General features: G+C 33.7%; 14 protein-coding genes. 6 read left to right on the forward strand and 8 right to left on the reverse strand.

Annotated features, from left to right (window positions below; translation table 11 throughout):
* Positions 1-17: 17 nt before the first annotated feature.
* Entirely contained in the window at positions 18-344 is a 327-nt protein-coding gene (locus IPZ78_RS00080; protein ID WP_225550827.1) for a DUF6660 family protein, read from the reverse strand.
* Between the two features lie 193 nt (positions 345-537).
* On the opposite strand from IPZ78_RS00080, the gene IPZ78_RS00085 reads away from it, so the two are divergent.
* The 6 genes from IPZ78_RS00085 (at position 538) to IPZ78_RS17285 (ending at position 13,242) form a co-directional block, all read left to right on the forward strand.
* Positions 538-3,411, forward strand: a complete 2,874-nt coding sequence (locus tag IPZ78_RS00085; RefSeq protein WP_225550829.1) for a triple tyrosine motif-containing protein — start codon at positions 538-540, stop codon at positions 3,409-3,411.
* A 267-nt stretch (positions 3,412-3,678) separates the two neighbouring features.
* The gene (locus IPZ78_RS00090; protein WP_225550830.1) at positions 3,679-6,678 is read left to right on the forward strand and encodes a SusC/RagA family TonB-linked outer membrane protein; all 3,000 of its coding nucleotides are present in this window, start codon (positions 3,679-3,681) and stop codon (positions 6,676-6,678) included.
* A gap of 21 nt (positions 6,679-6,699) precedes the next feature.
* Positions 6,700-8,193, forward strand: coding sequence for a RagB/SusD family nutrient uptake outer membrane protein (locus IPZ78_RS00095; RefSeq protein WP_225550832.1), 1,494 nt, complete (start codon positions 6,700-6,702; stop codon positions 8,191-8,193).
* 18 nt (positions 8,194-8,211) lie between these two features.
* A complete protein-coding gene (locus IPZ78_RS00100; RefSeq protein WP_225550833.1) occupies positions 8,212-9,678 on the forward strand; it encodes a DUF4886 domain-containing protein in 1,467 nt (488 codons plus the stop codon).
* Positions 9,679-9,729: 51 nt separating this feature from the next.
* Positions 9,730-11,052: a glucoamylase family protein gene (locus IPZ78_RS00105; RefSeq protein WP_225550834.1), complete on the forward strand. Its 1,323-nt coding sequence runs from the start codon at positions 9,730-9,732 to the stop codon at positions 11,050-11,052.
* Between the two features lie 102 nt (positions 11,053-11,154).
* Positions 11,155-13,242: an ATP-binding response regulator gene (locus tag IPZ78_RS17285; protein WP_225550836.1), complete on the forward strand. Its 2,088-nt coding sequence runs from the start codon at positions 11,155-11,157 to the stop codon at positions 13,240-13,242.
* Positions 13,243-13,269: 27 nt separating this feature from the next.
* On the opposite strand, the gene IPZ78_RS00115 is transcribed toward IPZ78_RS17285, so the two are convergent.
* Genes IPZ78_RS00115 through IPZ78_RS00145 form a run of 7 tightly spaced genes read right to left on the reverse strand, consistent with a single transcriptional unit; the run spans position 13,270 to position 19,858 of the window.
* On the reverse strand, positions 13,270-14,058 hold the full coding sequence (locus IPZ78_RS00115) for an L-fucose dehydrogenase (protein ID WP_225550838.1): 789 nt from the start codon (positions 14,056-14,058) through the stop codon (positions 13,270-13,272).
* Between the two features lie 9 nt (positions 14,059-14,067).
* Positions 14,068-14,898 (reverse strand): amidohydrolase family protein, encoded by an 831-nt coding sequence (locus IPZ78_RS00120; protein ID WP_225550840.1) that lies wholly within the window; start codon positions 14,896-14,898, stop codon positions 14,068-14,070.
* A 3-nt stretch (positions 14,899-14,901) separates the two neighbouring features.
* Entirely contained in the window at positions 14,902-15,756 is an 855-nt protein-coding gene (locus tag IPZ78_RS00125) for a fumarylacetoacetate hydrolase family protein (RefSeq protein WP_225550842.1), read from the reverse strand.
* A gap of 24 nt (positions 15,757-15,780) precedes the next feature.
* The gene (locus tag IPZ78_RS00130; protein WP_225550844.1) at positions 15,781-16,545 is read right to left on the reverse strand and encodes an SDR family NAD(P)-dependent oxidoreductase; all 765 of its coding nucleotides are present in this window, start codon (positions 16,543-16,545) and stop codon (positions 15,781-15,783) included.
* A gap of 1 nt (position 16,546) precedes the next feature.
* Positions 16,547-17,854, reverse strand: a complete 1,308-nt coding sequence (locus IPZ78_RS00135; RefSeq protein WP_225550846.1) for an alpha-L-fucosidase — start codon at positions 17,852-17,854, stop codon at positions 16,547-16,549.
* Between the two features lie 8 nt (positions 17,855-17,862).
* Positions 17,863-19,527 carry a UxaA family hydrolase gene (locus IPZ78_RS00140; protein ID WP_225550848.1) on the reverse strand — a complete coding sequence of 555 codons (1,665 nt, stop codon included), beginning with the start codon at positions 19,525-19,527 and terminating at the stop codon, positions 17,863-17,865.
* A gap of 1 nt (position 19,528) precedes the next feature.
* On the reverse strand, positions 19,529-19,858 hold the full coding sequence (locus IPZ78_RS00145; RefSeq protein WP_225550850.1) for an L-rhamnose mutarotase: 330 nt from the start codon (positions 19,856-19,858) through the stop codon (positions 19,529-19,531).
* Positions 19,859-19,861: the final 3 nt, after the last annotated feature.

Raw genomic sequence — 19,861 nt, forward strand, 5'->3', positions numbered from 1 at the left:
TTTAGGGAATTTATTTATTAAACTAATTGAGGAGGTTGCCACACATCTAATGAGTCATTGTGACAAATTGGGAAATCAAATATTGGATAATTTTCAGACTGAATGTATTTTAAATCACTATTTGGAAAATAATCACCTAAAAGTTGGGACACGCCATACACTTTACAACAATTACAAACACAAAATGGACTACAGTTATCATGATTATCAGCTGAGTTAGGATTATCATGTGCATGCGTGTCTTCAATTTGATTTTGACACATAGAGACTATACTATCACTACACGGTATTACGGTTAATGATAATAAATACATACTAAGAATGATGTATAAAAATCTCTTCACAGATCAAATATAAAAACTTTTAAGAAAATCAAATAAATTTTTGGCAATAAATATTAATAAAACGCAAAGATTAATACAGCTTAATAATATTTTAATTTAATCCTAAAGACGAAGAAATAAAATAATTCCCGCAAGTTTATATCTGTTTATTAATAAAGTATATATTTGACACCACCAATTCATAATTAAAGCCATGTCAAATAAAGTTGGAATTGTATTAATATCCATACTACTATTTCTAATGCCAAACTTGGGCAAGTCTCAAAATATAACTTCGTTGGGAACTCCGTCAGTACAGCAATACAAAAAGATTACATACAAAGCTGGAAACCAAAATTGGTCAATTGCATTCTCCACTACTGGGATTTTATATGTAGCAAATACGGAAGGATTACTTTCTTATGATGGTACCTATTGGTCTTTGAATCAATTACCAAATAGATCCACTGTTAGATCAGTAAAAATTTCCAAGGATAACAGAATTTATACAGGTGGATTGTCAGAATTTGGTTTTTGGCAAAGATCTGAGAATGGTCATTTACAGTACACAAGTATATCTTCATTGGTAAAAGATAAGTCAACATTGAAAAATGATGAAATATGGAAAATCATATTAAATGGAGATGAAGTCATATTTCAATCATTTTCAAAAAGTTATATTTACAAAAACAAACAAATATCAATAATGACAGCCGATGGTGAGCCATTTCTATTTGCACACTATGTATACAATAATATATTCTACCAACAAATACCTTCAGGATTGCATGTCTATGCACACAACAAATTAACTGCAGTAAAGGACAAAGAAAAACTCCAAAGTAGCAATATACTTAGCATGCTACCTTTTCATAATCAAAATACATTAATTGCAACTTCACATAATGGACTTTACATTATGGATAAGGATCAAAATATTAAAAAATGGGATTGTGAAGCAAGTAATATATTAGCAAAACATCAGATTAATAACGGAATTCAACTTACAACTGATCATTATGCATTTGGCACAATAAAAAATGGTGTATACATCATTAATAAAGCAGGTAAAATAATACAACATATAAATAAGAATAATGGTCTACAGAATAATACGGTTTTAAGTCTGGGGATTGACCCACAGCAAAATTTATGGGTAGGATTAGACAACGGAATTGACTGCATTCAAATAAATAGCCCCTTATATTATTATACAGATATCAAAGGAGAAATCGGAACAGTCTACACTTCTGCATTATTTGATAATAAACTTTATCTAGGAACAAACCAGGGATTATATGTTTGTGATTGGAAAGAGGTAAAATCAATAAACAATTTTAATTTTAAACTTATACCTAAATCTAATGGACATGTTTGGTCTCTAACCATAATTGAAAATCAATTGATTTGCGGACACAATGAAGGAACCTTTTTGATTAAAGATGATAGTATGGAAAAGATATCTGCTATCACTGGAGGTTTCGTAAATCTACCCATAAATAATAACAGTCATTTTATTCAAGGCAACTATACTGGTCTTAGCCTATTTGAAATAAATAATAATATAAAATTTCAAAAGCAGTTTAGTTTAATAAAAGAACCAATAAGATATGCTAAACAGTATAATAAAAATCAATTTTGGATTGGAAATGCAACTAATTTTCATCTTGTTCAATATAATCCAACCACTTCTGATATAACAATCAACTACAGCACTGCAAAAGACTCAACATTAAAAAACACTTATTTTTATAACCTATCATTGTTAGAAAACAGACTAGTCTTTACATCAGATACTGGATTGTATACTTATGATGAAATTTTAAAGAAGTTTGTCTACTATGAAGAACTTAATAAAAAGCTCAACTCATTTAAATCGATAAGTCAAATTTTTTATAAAAATCAGAATGAATATTTTTTTGCAAAAAACGCAAGTCTACATATTGCAAAATTCGATAAAGTCGGAAATATAAATATAGATTCAGTTAGTCTTCATCCACTGAATAATAAAATGATGAAGCATTATGAAAACATAATTAATATAGATAATAGTCAATATCTAATCGGATTAGATTATGGATTTGCAATTTATACAGAATCTGTCCAGGACGCTAAAATGTCGCCTCCACTAGCCCCACAGATAGCTTATGTAACTAATCTATCAAATGAAAAAGTTTATTACGATAAGAGTGGGTTAGTAAGGGTGCCTTATGTCGCTAATAACATCCGAATTGCTTATAGTAGTCCTACTTATCACGAAAAGCTTAAATATCAATATTATTTAGAAGGATATTCAGAAAATTGGTCACTATTAGAAGAAGAATCTTTCAAAGATTTCAGTAATCTACCATACGGAAAATTTGAATTTAAAGTTCGTGCAGTATCAATCAATGGACAAGTTTCTTCCACAACAATATTATTTTTAGAGATAATTACACCTTGGTACTATTCGATATGGATGATCATTATTTATACACTTACGTTCCTATTAATCAGTTATTTTATACTTAAAAAGTATAAAAGATACATTTCATATAAAAAAAGGTTGGTCAATAAAAAAATAATAGAAAAACAACAGGAAGAAATTTCGAAACAAGCTGAAATAAATGAGAAAGAAATAATAAGATTAAAAAACTTTCAGCTGGAAAAAGAATTAGAAATAAAAAATAGAGAGTTGTCAAACGCAACGACAAACATTGTCTACAAAAATGAAATGCTCAATAAGTTAAATCTTGAGTTAAATAAGCTAAACGATTCAAAAGGGATAGCTCTTAATGAATCTCAATTAAATAGGCTTAACAAGCTAATTGAAAGTATACAGAATGATAATAGAGATTGGGATATTTTCGAAAAGAGTTTTAATGATGCGCATGAGAATTTCTTTAAAAAACTAAAATTGGAATATCCTGAACTAGTTCCAAATGATCTTAAGCTATGCGCTTATTTGAGATTAAATATGTCAAGCAAAGAAATCGCTTCTTTATTGAATATATCCACTAGAGGTGTAGAAATCAGAAGATATAGATTGCGAAAGAAATTAGGCATTTCTACAGACAAAAATCTAACAGAATTCTTACTAGAGAGATAAAGTAAGTTTATAAACACTACATCATTTCCTCTCAAAAACTTAGTGTAAAAATAACACATATTTATTTTTTTTGAGCAAAAAACATTTTAAACAACAAGCTGTTAAACAGCTAATTAAGTATAACGTTAATCAAAATTGAGAAACTAAAACATACATGTAGTAGTGATGTTATGCTGAAATATTTGCGATTAGAACAATACATCACAATCTTTGTTATATCTCTTAGATAACTAATTATTTCAATTACTAACAATAAACCAAAATTATATGAGGTATATATTTACTTTATTTGCGATTTTGTTGTACGCTAACTCAGTCAGTGCACAAAATACAATAACAGGTATTGTGAAAGATGAGCAATCATTAGTGACAATTCCTGGGGTCACAGTAAACATAAAAGGTAAACCGACCAGTGTCCAAACCAATGCTGTAGGTCAATATTCAATTACCGTAGCAGCGGGTGATACACTTACATTTTCATTTATTGGATATCAACCGCAAAGCCTGGCTGTAGGCAACAATACACAACTCAATGTTTTCCTTGTGAATGAGGATAACGCTTTGGAAGAAGTGGTTGTTATTGGTTATGGTACAGCACGAAAGCGAGATCTGACAGGTTCTATCACGCAAATAAAAGGCAAAGATATTGTTGATAAACCAGGCACTAATCCAGTTGCCAACTTACAAGGAAAAGTTCCAGGGCTGCAAGTTACTAACTCAGGGAGACCTGGCCAAGAGCCTGACATACGTATTCGCGGTACAAATTCTATAAATGGTGCTAAACCACTATATGTAGTCGATGGCTTATTGAATGATAATATTAATTTCTTAAACCCTAATGATATTGAAACTATTGAGGTATTAAGAGATCCTTCCAGTCTAGCCATTTTCGGTGTACGTGGTGCGAATGGCGTTATTGCTATTACTACTAAACGAGCAAAAATAGGGCAATTGAATTTTGAATTTAATTCCCGTTTGGGCATAAAAGACGTTTCGAAGCGCATGGACATGGCGAATGCCGAACAGTTTAAAGAATTATACGAAGAGCAACGATTTAATCAAGGGAATTATCCATACGATTATACGAATTGGACTGGAAATACAAATTGGCAAGATGAAATCTTCAAAAATGGAGTCTTAAATTACAACAATCTAAGTGTTAGTGGGGCTTCAGAAAATAACACATTCAGAATGGGTCTAGGCTACTCTACTGATGAGGGTATTATTAACCACGAAAAGCACAGCCAAATAACTTTTAATGTTACAGATGAGGTTAAATTAACCGACAACTTCCGCACAGGAATTGTATTGAATGGATATAGAGCACGTTTACCACAAGAACGTGGTGTGTTCGGCTCTATACTTGCTTCACCAATTGCACCCATTTTCAACAACGAATACGGTCTTTATCATACAATGCCTGATTTCCAACGCGCACAAGTATTCAATCCATTAGTTGATATAGAAGAACGCAAGAATACATATATCGGTATTAATTATAGAGCATTAGCAAATTGGTATGCAGAGGTGGATTTTTTGAAAAACTTCAACTTCAGAGTAAATCTATCTGCGGATTATGGATTTAACAATTTTAGAAATTACCAAGGACTTGCATCTGTATACAATCCAGATATTCAAAGTGATGACAAAAGAGAGATTAGTGGAAATCAGCTTACTTCTGTAAATCATGAACAAAATACGCATTATAAATATCAAACAGATTGGCTTTTAAACTATAGAAATACTTTTGAAAAGCACAACCTGACTTTGATGGGTGGTTTTACGACCTATCTTCAAGGAATGGAAGCCACTTCAGCACGAAGAACACAAGGTGATGGTCTTGAAATTCCGAATGACCCTGATTATTGGTATGTAAATATAGGAGACTCAAAAACTACAACAGGAAATTCTACTGCTTTGGAATACCGTACATTATCGTGGCTTGGTCGAGCACTTTATAATTATGATGGTAAATATTTAATCAATACATCATTTCGTAGAGATGGTAGTTCTGCATTTGCTAAAAATGGTAAACCTTGGCAAAATTTTTACTCCATTGGTACTGCATGGATAGTAAGTCAAGAAAATTTTATGCAGAATGTAGAATCTATCAATAATTTAAAACTAAAAGCATCTTGGGCATCTTTGGGTAATCAAAATGTAGGCGGAAATCGTTATCCTATGTACCCACTAATGGTTCCGGGAAATTCTGCAGTTTTTGGTGATAATTTAATTCCAGCCTATGAGGCTGAATACATTCCAGATCCAGATTTACACTGGGAGATTGTCAAAGCATGGGAAGCCGGTTTTGAGTTGAGCGCACTTCAAAACCGTTTGAGTGTTGAGGCTGTTTATTACAGCAAGAATACTGAAGACATTTTAGTGCGTGTACCAGGTATCCTTGGGAGTAAGCCAGGGCTTAGTAATCTAGGTACTATACAAAATAAAGGTATAGAAGCGGCAGTGTCTTGGACTCAAACACTCAATGAAGATTGGAGATTCTCAATAGGTGGAAATATTACGACAGTTAAAAATAAAGTAGTCAAATTATCGACTGATGGATATGATATAATCAACGGTGCTTCTCGTACTATTGCCGGATATCCAATTGGATATTTCTGGGGATACATTCATGACGGAATATTCCAAACACAGACAGAAGTAAATCAGTCAGCAACAAATGGATTGGGTGGTGGTGCATTCTTACCAGGTGATATTAAGTACAGAGATTTAGATGCCAATGGCATAATCAATTCACAAGACAGAACAATGATTGGTAATCCTACGCCAGATTTTTATTACGGTATATCGTTGAGCACCTCTTACAAAAACTTTGATCTAGGTATAGAATTGCAAGGATTATATGGCAATGAAATTTTAAGAACTTGGAACCAGAACCAATTTGCCACATACAATTTTCTGACCGACAGACTGGGCCGTTGGAATGGTGTTGGCACATCCAATTGGGAACCAATTATTCATGAGGGAAGAGCTGTCAATAGGCAATATTCTACTTATTTCATTGAGGATGGAAGTTTCTTTAGAATCCGTGATATTTCATTGGGCTATAGTCTACCTTCAGAAACAGTTAGTCGCATGCGTTTGAAAAGTTTACGCTTATTCTTAAATGCACAGAATGTAGGTACATTTTCGAATAACACAGGTTTCACTCCAGAAATAGGTGGAAGTACAACTTCTTTTGGCGTGGATAATGGCACGTACCCTGTACCTGCGATATATACTTTTGGTTTAAACTTAAATTTTTAACGATTATTTAGGTCATTCATTATGAAAACAATAACACACAAATATAAATTATTCACAGGCATGCTACTCGTATTACTATTTGCGAGTTGTGGTAAAGATTGGTTGGATATTAAACCAAAAGGACGATTTACAGAAGAAGATATGCCTGCCGGATCTTTAGAAGGTCAAGTTTTTGCGGCATATGCAGGACTTCGCTCTGAAGCTACGAGTGGCTTACCTTACGTTGCTTTGCATAACATCCGTTCAGACGATGCTCAATTGGGAAGCAGTGCAGGCGATGAAGCTGGTGCAGGACCTATTTTTGATAATTTTAATTATCCTTTAGATTATTGGTTGGTTAACAATTATTGGACTGGACACTACAATCTAATCAATTTAACAAATAATGTCTTAGCAACTGCCGATTCTATTGACAATCCTTCCGAAGGAACTTTAGCAAATATAGGTGAAATGAAGTTTCTACGTGCTTGGGCCTATTTCAATATGGTTAGAACATTTGGAGAGGTACCTTTAGTTACTTTCAGAATAACTGATCAGGCATCTGCCAATAGACCAAAATCGAGTATAAATGATATCTACCAACAAATTGATGCTGATTTAACGGATGCTGTAGCTTATTTGCCTTCCAGATGGCCAAGTCATCCAGGAAGAATTACCAAAGGGGCAGCTCTAGCTGTCCAAACAAAAACTTACATGGCACGTAAACAATATAGTCAAGCCTTAGCTTCTGCAATGCAAGTTATCAATTCTCAAGTGTACGATTTGAGCGTACCTTACAATATGATTTTCCGAGAGGAAAGTGAAAATAGCAAAGAATCAGTTTTTGAAATTCAAGCTTTATCTGATGGGGTACAGAATTTCGGTGTCACGTATGCTAGCCGTCAGGGTGTGCGAGGTTCGGGTGCCTGGGATTTGGGATGGGGATGGAATGTCCCGCATATTCGATTAGTCGAAGCTTTTGAGGTTAATGATCCACGTAAAGATGTAACACTCTTATATTCAGGGCAAAGAAATGAGCCGTATGGGGAAGTTTTACCTACTAATTTACCAAGAGCCTACTGGAATAAAAAAGTATATACAAACCCAACTTTAAGAGCTCAATATGGAAGTCGATTTGGGGATTGGTTTAATGTACGCTTAATCCGTTATGCGGATATAGTTTTACTTGCCTCAGAGGCAGCTAATGAAATCGGAGGTGATACAAATACTGACTTAGCCTTAGATCTATTGGAACGTGTTAGAGCTAGAGCGCGGGGTAGCAATTCTACCGCTCTACCAGCTGTCACGACGCGTGATCAGCCCGCTCTACGCAATGCCATACGCCACGAAAGACAAGTTGAATTAGGTATGGAGAATGAAAGATTTTACGATTTGATTCGTTGGGATATAGATGTGCAAACGATGCATGATGCAGGTCATGTGACTTATCAATTGAAACATAGGTTCTTCCCTATTCCCCAGCCTGAAATTGACAAATCAGCTGGAGTATTAATTCAAAATCCAGATTATAGATAATCTAAAAGATAGTACGTTATGAAAATTATATATAAAATATTTTCCTTTTTGATGCTACTCGCCTTCATGGGCTGTCAAAAAATGGAGCGTCCAGTAATGAATATTATTCCTGATCCCGCGGATGATGGAACAATTCGGGTATTAGCCATTGGGAATAGTTTTTCAGAAGATGCTTTAGAAACACATCTTTATGATTTAGCAAAAGCTAATGGACAAAAAATCATAATTGGGAACTTATATATCGGAGGTGCGACATTAGCTCAGCATGTTACCAATATAAAAGCGAATGCCAACGCGTATAGCTTTCGTAAGATTGATGCCGAAGGTACTAAAACAACGGTAGCGAATACGTCTATTGCCACTGCATTAGCAAGTGAAAATTGGACACATATTAGTTTCCAGCAGGAAAGTTCAAATTCTGGTAAGTTTGACACGTGGTCAGCATCACTAGCAGAACTCTATAATTATGTAGCACCTCGTGCTAAAAATGAAAACGTAAAGTTTCTTCTGCACCAAACGTGGGCTTATGCGAAGAACTCCACGCATTCAGGTTTTGACAATTATAACAAAGACCAAATGCAAATGTATACTGCTATTGTCGATGCGGTGAACAAAGCAAAAGAATTGGTGAAAATTGATCTAATTATTCCAGCTGGTACAGCGATTCAGAATGGAAGAACGAGTGTTGTGGAAGATAATTTCACACGTGATGGTTACCACTTAAGCATGCCCTTGGGGAGATATTTAGCTGCTTGCACATGGTATGAAGCCATCACTGGAACAAATGTAGTCGGAAATACCTATAAACCAACAGGACTTTCTGATTTTGAAATTGGCATTGCTCAAAATGCAGCTCATTTTGCAGTCCAAAAACCGAACGAAGTAACTACCATGACCGATTTCCAAGGTGGTACTGGTGGTCCATTGACAAGTAGTGTTTTGTTGGATTTTGGGAATAATGTAGCATCTAATAATTGGAACCAAATAAACTCATTTCTTGCAGGTACTTCTATTAATTTAAAAGACAGTATTGGTTCATATGTTGGTATTAAACTTACTATAACAGAAAGATTTAATGGAATTAATGCAGATGGTCCTACCACAACGACGACTCCACTCAATATGCCGTCAAATGTATCTAAATACTCCTATTTTGGCAACTCCAAAGGTGCCTTTAGTGGAATGACCATCGTACAAAGTAAATTCGAATTGAGTGGGTTGGATAAAAATTTAAATTATGATATTTCATTTTTTGGCGCTCGAGGAAATGTCAGCGACAATAGAGAAACGAAATATGTATGCAAAGGAACTAATGAAGTGATAGTAAGGCTAAACACATCAAGTAACACTAATAAGATCGTGGTTGCAAAGGATATAAAGCCAGATGCTAATGGTAAAATAACAGTTACTGTAACATCAGGTGAAAATAATACAAACGGTACTGGTTTCTATTATTTATCTGCAGCAAGACTAATATCTAAATAACTATAATATGTGTTCCTTTCCAATGGAGAGGAACACCTTTTAATCTTTACTATGAAAATCTATATCTTATTCGCTACATTATTTTTTATATTATTTGGATGCAAAACGTCAGATATTCACAAGCAAGAAAAACAAACAGATGAGCTTCTTACTAAAATTCAAAAACAGACCTTTAAATATTTTTGGGAAGGAGCTGAAGAAACTTCGGGGCTAGCACGTGAACGTATTCATATGGATGGTATCTATCCTCAGAATGACGAAGATGTTATTACAATGGGTGGAAGTGGTTTTGGATTAATGAGTATACTAGTTGGAGTAGAAAGAAAATTTATAGAGCCACAACAAGCTGAACAGAGATTAAAAAAATCTTTAACCTATTTAGCCAATTTACCAAGATTCAAAGGCGCATTTGCTCATTGGTATGTTGGACCTACTTCACAAGTAAAAGCTTTCGGAAACAAAGATGATGGTGGGGATATTGTAGAGACCGCATTTTTGGCACAAGCCCTTATTTGCGTTAGGGAATTTTATAAAAATGGCAATACAGATCATAAAGAAATTGCAAAATTAGCTGATGATATTTGGAAAGGGATAGATTGGAATCATTACACCAATGGTAAAGATGTTTTATTCTGGCATTGGAGTCCTGAACATGAGTTTGGAATGAACCATCCAATACAAGGCTACGATGAATGCCTTATAACTTATGTTTTGGCAGCATCATCACCTACTCACCCCATTAGTAAACAGGTATATATAAACGGCTGGGCTAGAAATGGACAAATTAAATCTGATATAAAGAAGTATGAAATTTCAACTGTAGCTAAACATAATGCAGCTCCGGGCGAAATTGGACCTTTATTTTGGGCACATTATAGTTTTTTGGGTTTAAACCCTAATGGATTAAAAGATGAATATGTTGATTACGGTTTAATAACCAAAAATCATACATTAATTAATATAGAACACGCAAAACAAAATCCTAAAAATTACATTGGGTATGGACCTGAAAAAGGATGGGGTTTGACGGCTAGTTATTCAACTTCTGGCTATGATGCACACCATCCGAATAACGACAAAGGTGTAATTTCACCTACTGCAGCGCTATCATCGATCCCTTATACACCAAAAGAAAGTATTTCTTTCGCAAATTACCTATTTGACAAATTAGGTGATAAAGTATGGGGCGAATACGGTTTTTATGATGCCTATAGCGAAACAGACAACTGGTTTCCTAAACAATATTTAGCAATAGATCAAGGGCCAATTGTCGTGATGATTGAAAATTACAGATCTAAAATGCTTTGGAACCTTTTTATGAACGCTCCTGAAATAAAAATCGGACTTAAAAAACTTTCTTTTAGCAACGATTAGCTGCATAAACAAGTCTTTATCTTACAAAAATTAAATTAATAAGATTGGTTATTAATTTACATTAACAAAAGTGGTATATTTGGCTATAATAAGTTTTAACACGTGTCATTATCCAAAACTACCATATTAAGATTATTATTAGTTATAGTAATTATTGTTTCTTTCATTATACTATGTGTAATTTTTATATCACAGTATAAGCAATACAAAGATGTAGAGAATAGGCTAAACATAGCCTATTCTAATAATTCTAGGCTATCACCTAATTTATACAAGCTATTTTCGACTTTTAGTGAAGTTGATAATCTCTATCGTTTGTACGCTATTTCTTTTGATACAACTAGTTTTAACAATTACCAGACTAAACTAGATACCCTTCATACTTTCATTACAGAAATTGATTCACTTCCAGAAAGTAAGAATAAAGAAATTACCTATCTCGATGAGACACTATCAAAACAATATATTGCGATTAAGAAACAAGTTGATAATCTTATAATTCTTGCTAATGATAACGAAAGTGCTAAAAATGAAATATTAAATACTACTAATCAAAATATAATCACCTCTTCAGATCCTATCATAAAAAGAATATTAAGTGATACTGGTGCTCGCGTACAGCTTGAAGCTGATACTATAATAAGGAAAAAGGGAAATTTATTTAACCGTATTTTCAATACTAAAAGTGACACCTTACTAAATGTCAATAACTCCAAGACATTTAATGTAAATCAAATAGAAATAATCCAAAAAAATATTGACCACCTAATTCAAACAAATAAAATAAGGCATTCTAATAACATTGCAAATCTTCGTACGAAATATCTGTTAGCGAAGGAAAAAGAAAGAATGTTAATAGCAGCGAACTATGAATTAATCAGTGAGCTTAAAAAAACAATTGAATCGATAAGAGAATTAGAATTTCAGAAATTTAGATCAGCAGAAAAGGAAGATTATATTTTATACAGGCATAATACACAAAAATTTCGCTCATATGCTATCATGGCATTGAGTGTAATACTCGTTATGTTAATCTTTATTATTTATTATCAATATGTAGTATCTAAATATGAAAAGAAAATTATAAAAGAAAAGGACTATGCTTCTAAATTAGCTAAAGAAAAAACGAATTTATTAGCAAATATTAGTCATGAGATTCGTACACCATTGAATTCGTTAAAGGGTGTTATTAAATTATTGACATCCAATAAAATTGATAAAATCGATGATCAATTATTAAACAACATTAATTATGATATTAATTTAATTAACAATACTGTTAATGACATTCTAAATTTGAGTAAAATAGAATCTAATTCTGTCAAAGTACTTTTCGATGAAGTTAATATAACTAAAATCGTAGATGACACCTTCAATTTACATAAATATCAAGCCGATCAAAAGGGTATAAAATTGATCAACAATAATAATTTAAATCCACTACATATTATTCAATCTAATGAATTCAGATTGAGACAGATCATCTCAAATCTTATAAGTAACGCTATTAAATACACCGAAAAAGGGACTGTGACAATAGAAACAAAATTTGTTAAGGATAATATTTTTATTGATGTAATTGATACTGGCATTGGAATAGATGACAGAAAATTGGATCAAATTTTCAGAAAGTATTACACTGTTGATGGAGAAAAGAACAATGTCGGCTTCGGCTTAGGTCTGCATATTTCTCAAATTCTAGCACAACAAATTGGAGGAAAACTGAGTGTCAAAAGTAAGCTTGGTAATGGATCTACATTTTCATTACAAGTTTCAACGGTAAATACTAATTCAGAACAAAAGCTTAATCCTAAAAAACAACTTCCTAATGATATTTCAATTGTATTTATTGATGACAATAAAATTAATATCCTGCTAGCTCAACAGACTTTTGATGACTACCACAATGTAAAACTATTTGAAAGCGCTTCTTTAGCACTGAATTACATTGAAATCAATAAACCTCAAATAGTTATAACAGATATTATTATGACTGATATTTGTGGATGGGATGTTCTAACAAAAATAAGATCAAATAAATCTCTCGATAATACAAAAGTAATAGCAAACTCTGCAGAAAATAATTTTGCAGATAATAAAAAATCAGTTTACACCTTTGATGGAGTTATTGAAAAAGGATTTACGATCAATGAACTGGCAAGAATCTATTATAATGATCTAAATCAATGAAAGAATAGAGAGAGACAAAATCTCTCTCTATTCTTTTATTAACGCTCTATCCAAGTGAACATATCCACCATCTACATACACAAGTTGTCCTGTAGTATGACTAGAACGATTAGATAATAAAAATACCGCCGTATTTGCAATTTCCTCAGAAGTAGTCATACGATGTTCCAAAGGAATTCGATCTGTAATCTTTTTTAAGGTTTCTTCTGGATTAGCTAATGTCTGAATCCAAGTGTCATATTGTGGAGTAGCACATTCAGCAACTATAATAGCATTTACACGAATTCCATAGGGCAATAATTCAACAGCCCATTCTCTTGTTAGCGCATTTCTTGCACCATTAGCGGCGGCGTATCCTGATGTCCCCCCCTGTCCTGTCTCTGCAGTTTTGGAACTAATATTTAAAATCACTCCTTTGGATTTTTTCAAAGCTCCTAACGCATGATGTACAGTCAAATAATAATGAACTACATTTTTATGGTAAGATTCAATAAACCCTTCATAGTTACCATTTTCTAAACCAACACCATCGTTTTGCCCAGCATTATTTACAACGCCATCTATTCTCCCGAATTTTTCAAGCGCAGCTTCTATTGCAATTTTGGATTCTTCTGGATTGGATAGCTCTGCTTCGATACATAGACATTGACCGCCTAACGATTCTACTTCTGCCTTCACTAGATTGTTATCACTTTGCTTCCGACCTACTATTACAGGAATAGCTCCTTCCTTTACTAATGCTAATACAATTCCTCTACCAATTCCTTTTGCTCCACCTGTAACGATGAAAACTTTATCTCTTATATTTAAGTCCATACGGTTATATTATTTCAAACTATAAAAATTTACGGCATTTAAACCCCAAAATAAATCTAATTCTGCCTGCGTAAAATATTTAAGCTTATCTTGCACGATTTCAATACTTTGTTCATAAGATGAAGCCAAAAGACATACTGGCCAGTCAGAGCCGTAGCAAATACGATTTTTACCAAAGCATTTAATCACATGATCTACATATTGCGTAAAATGATCTAATCGCCAATTTGTCCAATCAGCTTCAGTTGCTAAACCAGAAATTTTACAATACACATTAGGATACGAAGACAAATCTTGAATAAACAATGCCCATTCCTCAAACTCCTGACTCTTAATAGGAGGTTTTGCAATGTGATCTAGCATGAACTTTTGATTAGGATTAGCACGTACACAATGCAATGTACTTTCATAATGTCTGGGTCTGATTAATAGATCATATGTATAATCATATTTAGTAAGGCTTTGTATCCCATTCAGAAATTCATCTGTGCTGAGAAAATTTCCATCTTCCTCACCTTCTATTACATGCCTAAACCCTTTTATAATATTGTATTTTTGATATTCATCCAAATATTCATCAATTTGAGGAGAATGTAAATCCACCCAACCTACGACACCTTTTATCATTTTGTAAGCCTGTGCTAATTCGGCTAAAAAGTGTGATTCTTTATTTGACTGACTTGCCTGTACAGCTACCACACCATCAAAATTATTATCCTTCAATGTTTGGGCAATATCATTAGGAAGAAAATTGCGCTGGATGCTGGACATATTATCAGTAATCCAAGTATCACGATTGGGATCATAAATCCAAAAATGTTGATGAGTATCTATACGCATATCTTACTTTTTATAAGCTATTACTTCCTGTCTCTGTTCACCTAAATAATCAGCACCCAACTCAATCACATCCCCCTCTTTCAAATATATTGGAGGATTAAACCCTAAACCTACGCCTGCTGGCGTACCTGTAGATATCACATCACCAGGTAATAATGTCATAAATTGAGAAACATATGACACGATGAATGGTACAGAAAATATTAAATTTTTAGTATTACCATTCTGATACGTTTTACCATTTACTTTTAACCAAAGATTGACATTGTTAATATCAGGAATCTCATCTTTAGTAGTCAGTACCGGTCCCATTGGCGCGAATGTATCGCAACCCTTGCCTTTATCCCAGGTTCCTCCACGTTCAATTTGAAACTCACGCTCAGAAACATCATTATGTAAAACATAACCAGCTACGTAATCTAATGCGTTAGCTTCTTCAACATAAGATGCTTTCTGTCCTATGACGATGCCAAATTCTACTTCCCAATCTGTTTTTTGAGAATTTTTCGGAATAACAACAGTGTCATTAGGACCTACCAAAGCTGTTGTTGATTTCATGAAAATAATAGGCTCTGCCGGAATCGCAGCCCCTGTTTCTTCAGCATGATCTTTATAATTTAATCCAATACAAACAATTTTGGAAGGACGGGCAAATGGTGAACCTAATCGGATATTAGCTTCTACTTCTTTCAAATTCGTTAAATTTTGTTGGACATAAACTTTAAGCCTATCTATACCATTACTCTCAAAGAATTGCTCATCATAATTTTTGACAAAATCTGATACATCAAAATTTTTATAATCTATTTGAACACCTGCTCTTTCACTACCCACCTCCCCAAATCTTATTAGTTTCATATTTAGCTATTTATGTGTTTTTTATTAGTTATTTAATTTTATAAAGCCTCCATCTATAGGATAATCATTACCAGTGATAAAAGCTGCATCATCTGAACAAAGAAATAATGCCAATTTAGCAATTTCTTCGGGTTGTGCCATCCTACCTATAGGCTGAGAATCAGACAATTTTTTAAACATTTCACCCTCTTTACCAGGATAGTTTTTTGAAATAAACCCATCTACAAATGGAGTATGTACTCTTGCAGGTGAAATAGAATTAGATCGAATATTGTCCTTCATATAATCTCTTGCTACTGAAAGATTCATCGCATAAATAGCTCCCTTGCTCATCGAGTATGCAAAACGGTCAGGTATACCAACTACAGCAGCTATAGACGCCAAATTTAAGATTGCTCCACCTCCATGCGATTTCATTACAGGAATAATACTATATAAAGTATTATAAGCTCCTTTGACATTTACATCAAATACTTTTGAAAAATCTTCCTCTTTACAATTTTCTATATTACCCACATGTGCAATACCTGCATTATTGACCAAAATATCAATTTTACCAATAACCTGTACTGCTGTTATGACCTCAAGCTGATTTGTCACATTCAAGACATGTACCTGAGCATTGCCACCTTTTGCTTTAATTTCTTTCGCTACATTTTCAGCTCCCTCTGCGTTCAAATCAAAAATATGAACATAAGCACCTTCTTTTGCAAACAATTCACAAATTGCTTTACCGATACCGGATCCACCTCCAGTCACCACCGCTACTTTATCCTGTAATTTTAACATTCTATTTTGTATTTATGATTAATACATAAGGTACATTATCTGATTTTTTTGGTAATGTAACTTTCAATTTTTTATTATTTAATTGGTACTTATACTTATTACTTCCCTCAAAGGATACAATTGATTTAACTTTAAAATCAAAATTATCAATCTCAAAAAATTCCTTAGCAGGGTTTAAAATATGTAAGAATATTTCATTTCCCTTTTTTGTAAAAGCATAATCATCGGTTGGCGTAATAAAACCTCCTTCTGTCTCATAAACACTTTTTCCGTATATTTTTAACCATTCGCCTAATTGTTTTAAACGTTCTTGCTGGTAATCTTGAATTTCACCATTTGGCAAGGGGCCAACATTCAACAACAAATTTGATCCATAACCCGCAGCTTTAACTAAATAACCTAAAACTTCGTTGAATGATTTACGTTTGCGATCCTTGATATCAAAGCCCCAAGACCCTGCTATAGTACCACATACCTCTTTGGGTAAATCTCCAACATGTTCTTCACTGGTGCCAAATCCTGTAGTATTTTGTCCAGGAAGGTCACGTTCAAACATTTGAAAATCTTCACCATCAAAAGGTGCCAAATGGTGATTATTACCGATTAGACAATGTGGTTGTAGCTTATGAATCAGTCCATATATTTCTTTATATTTCCAATCTACATCTGGCTTGTCCCAATGTCCATCAAACCAGATACCATCAATTCGACCATAATTGGTAAGCAGTTCTGTCAGTTGATTTTTCATAAATGAAATGTAACTATCCCAATTTGCCTGTGTAGAGTCTCTTCCTATGACACCTTTACCTGTTTTACCAGTCGGTAAATAATCATTGCGTTTCCAATCTAACAGTGAATAATAAAACATCACTTTCAACCCTTCTGCTCTACATGCTTCTATCAACTCCTTGATAACATCGCGTTTGAACGGGGTTGCCTCAACGATATTATAATTTGAAATCTTGGTATGCCACATTGAAAAGCCATCATGATGTCTACTAGTAAAAGTTATGTACTTTGCACCACTAGCTTTAAAAGATTTTGCCCATTCTTTGGCATCGAATTCAATTGGATTAAAAAATTTGGGCAACAACGCGTATTCTTCGATACCGAAATTCTGATTGTTCATCACCCATTCACCATCTCCTAAAATCGAATAGACTCCCCAATGAATAAAAATCCCCAATCTGGACTTTTCAAACCATTTTCGATTTTCCAAATTACTCGCAGATGGTACATACTTTTCTTGAGCCTTAACTGTAAAAGCAAAAATTGACAGCAATAGACAAATACTAAAATACTTTTTCATAAAAATAATTATAGTGAAACCCCTCTTCTCCAAGGAATAAAATCATCTTGACCTAATTGCACTGCTTTAGGGATTTCCTCTCCGCTTGCTACTTTTATAACATATTCCAAAATACGATGAGCAGACTCTTGAATAGTTTCCTCGCCATCGATAATAGTACCACAATTTATATCAATAATATCAGGCATACGATTATAAGTTGCCGTATTAGTAGCAATCTTAATAACTGGCGTAATTGGATTTCCAGTAGGAGTTCCTAATCCAGTAGTGAATAACACAATATTAGCTCCTGCAGCTACTTCAGCAGTTGTACTTTCTACATCATTTCCAGGAGTACAAAGTAAGTTCAAACCTGGTTTATTAGCCAATTCGGGATAATCAATAACAGCCGTAACTGGAGAAGTACCTCCCTTTTTGGCAGCTCCGGCAGATTTAATCGCATCCGTAATCAATCCATCTTTTATATTTCCTGGCGAAGGATTCATGTAAAAACCGGACCCGTCAGCTTCTGCCTTTGCATTATAAGTTGTCATCAAATGCATAAACCTATTTGCTGTAGCCTCATCTATACATCGATCACTTAACTCTTGTTCAACGCCCAATAATTCCGGAAATTCTGCTAATATCACAGAACCACCTAATGCGACTAAAGTATCTGATAAATAACCTAAAGCAGGATTAGCAGAAATTCCTGAAAATCCATCTGAACCACCACATTCCAATCCAATACACAATTTATCCAAAGTAGCAGGTTTACGTACTTGTTTATTTGCAATAGTCAAACCTGCAAAAGTTGATTTGATAGCCTTTTGCATCAAAATTTGTTCTGTACCTTCGACTTGCTGTTCAAAAATATACAGTGGTTTATTAAAATTGGGATCTCGCTTCGCTATTTCAGCCTTTAAAATGGAAGCTTGAGCGTGCTGACAGCCCAAACTTAAAATCGTAGCACCAGCCACATTTGGGTGCGTGATATAACCTGCTAACAACCCACATAAAGCATCCGAATCCATACGTGTGCCTCCACATCCCATATCATGATTTAAGAACTTAACACCATCAATATTTGGAAAAAGACGACTATTTGATTTATTTGCCTTTGCATTTGATAAATCTATATTTAATAACTCGTCCACAGAAGCTCCAGACTGATATTTTCTAATAAGTTCATCCACCTCATCCGAATAATCTTTACTTTCCACTTGATATCCAAGCTTTTCTTCCAAAGCGGACTTTAGCGTTAACACATTTCTGTTTTCGCAAAAGACTAACGGTATCACTAACCAATGATTGGCAGTACCTACCGTACCATTACTTCTATGAAAACCATTGAAAGTTTTATCTATAAAAGAAGAAATATCAGGTTTATCCCAATGCAATTTACGTTCACCCAATTTATATCCTTCAGATGCATGACGCAAATTATCTACAGAAATAAGACTACCAGCCTCAAGTTCGAAATTTATTTTACCAACTAATACACCATACATATAAATATTACTATCCTTAGGTAAAGTGTCTATCGTAAATTTATGCTTTGCAGCAACAACATCTTTCAAGATAAATGCTGCGCCATGAAATAAAATTTCAGTTCCTTTTTCTAAATCACGTAAAGCAACTAAAACATTATCCTTTGGGTGTATTTGTAAGTATGATTGTTTTACTCTATCCATTCTATAATTGAAATATTTTATCCATTATTACCCATTTCTCACCCTCTTTGGCCCCAGGAATAGCTTGTTGGTATTTCCACATTAACGTCTCCCATTCTTGAACCTTTTCATTATTGGCGTCCATTTCACCTTTTTTTTGAAAACTAAAATCTTCTTCAGTATCCATAATCATACATAATCTGTTACCAAAACGATATATTTCCATATTTTGTATGCCAGATTCAGTAATTGATTTTTTAATTTCGGGCCATACATTTTGATGATAATCTTCGTATTCTGCAATTAACTTAGCATCATCAGTAAGATCCAATGCTAACACATATTTCTTCATAAA

The sequence above is a fragment of the Sphingobacterium bovistauri genome, from assembly GCF_020295405.1.
GTDB classification, from domain to species: domain Bacteria; phylum Bacteroidota; class Bacteroidia; order Sphingobacteriales; family Sphingobacteriaceae; genus Sphingobacterium; species Sphingobacterium bovistauri.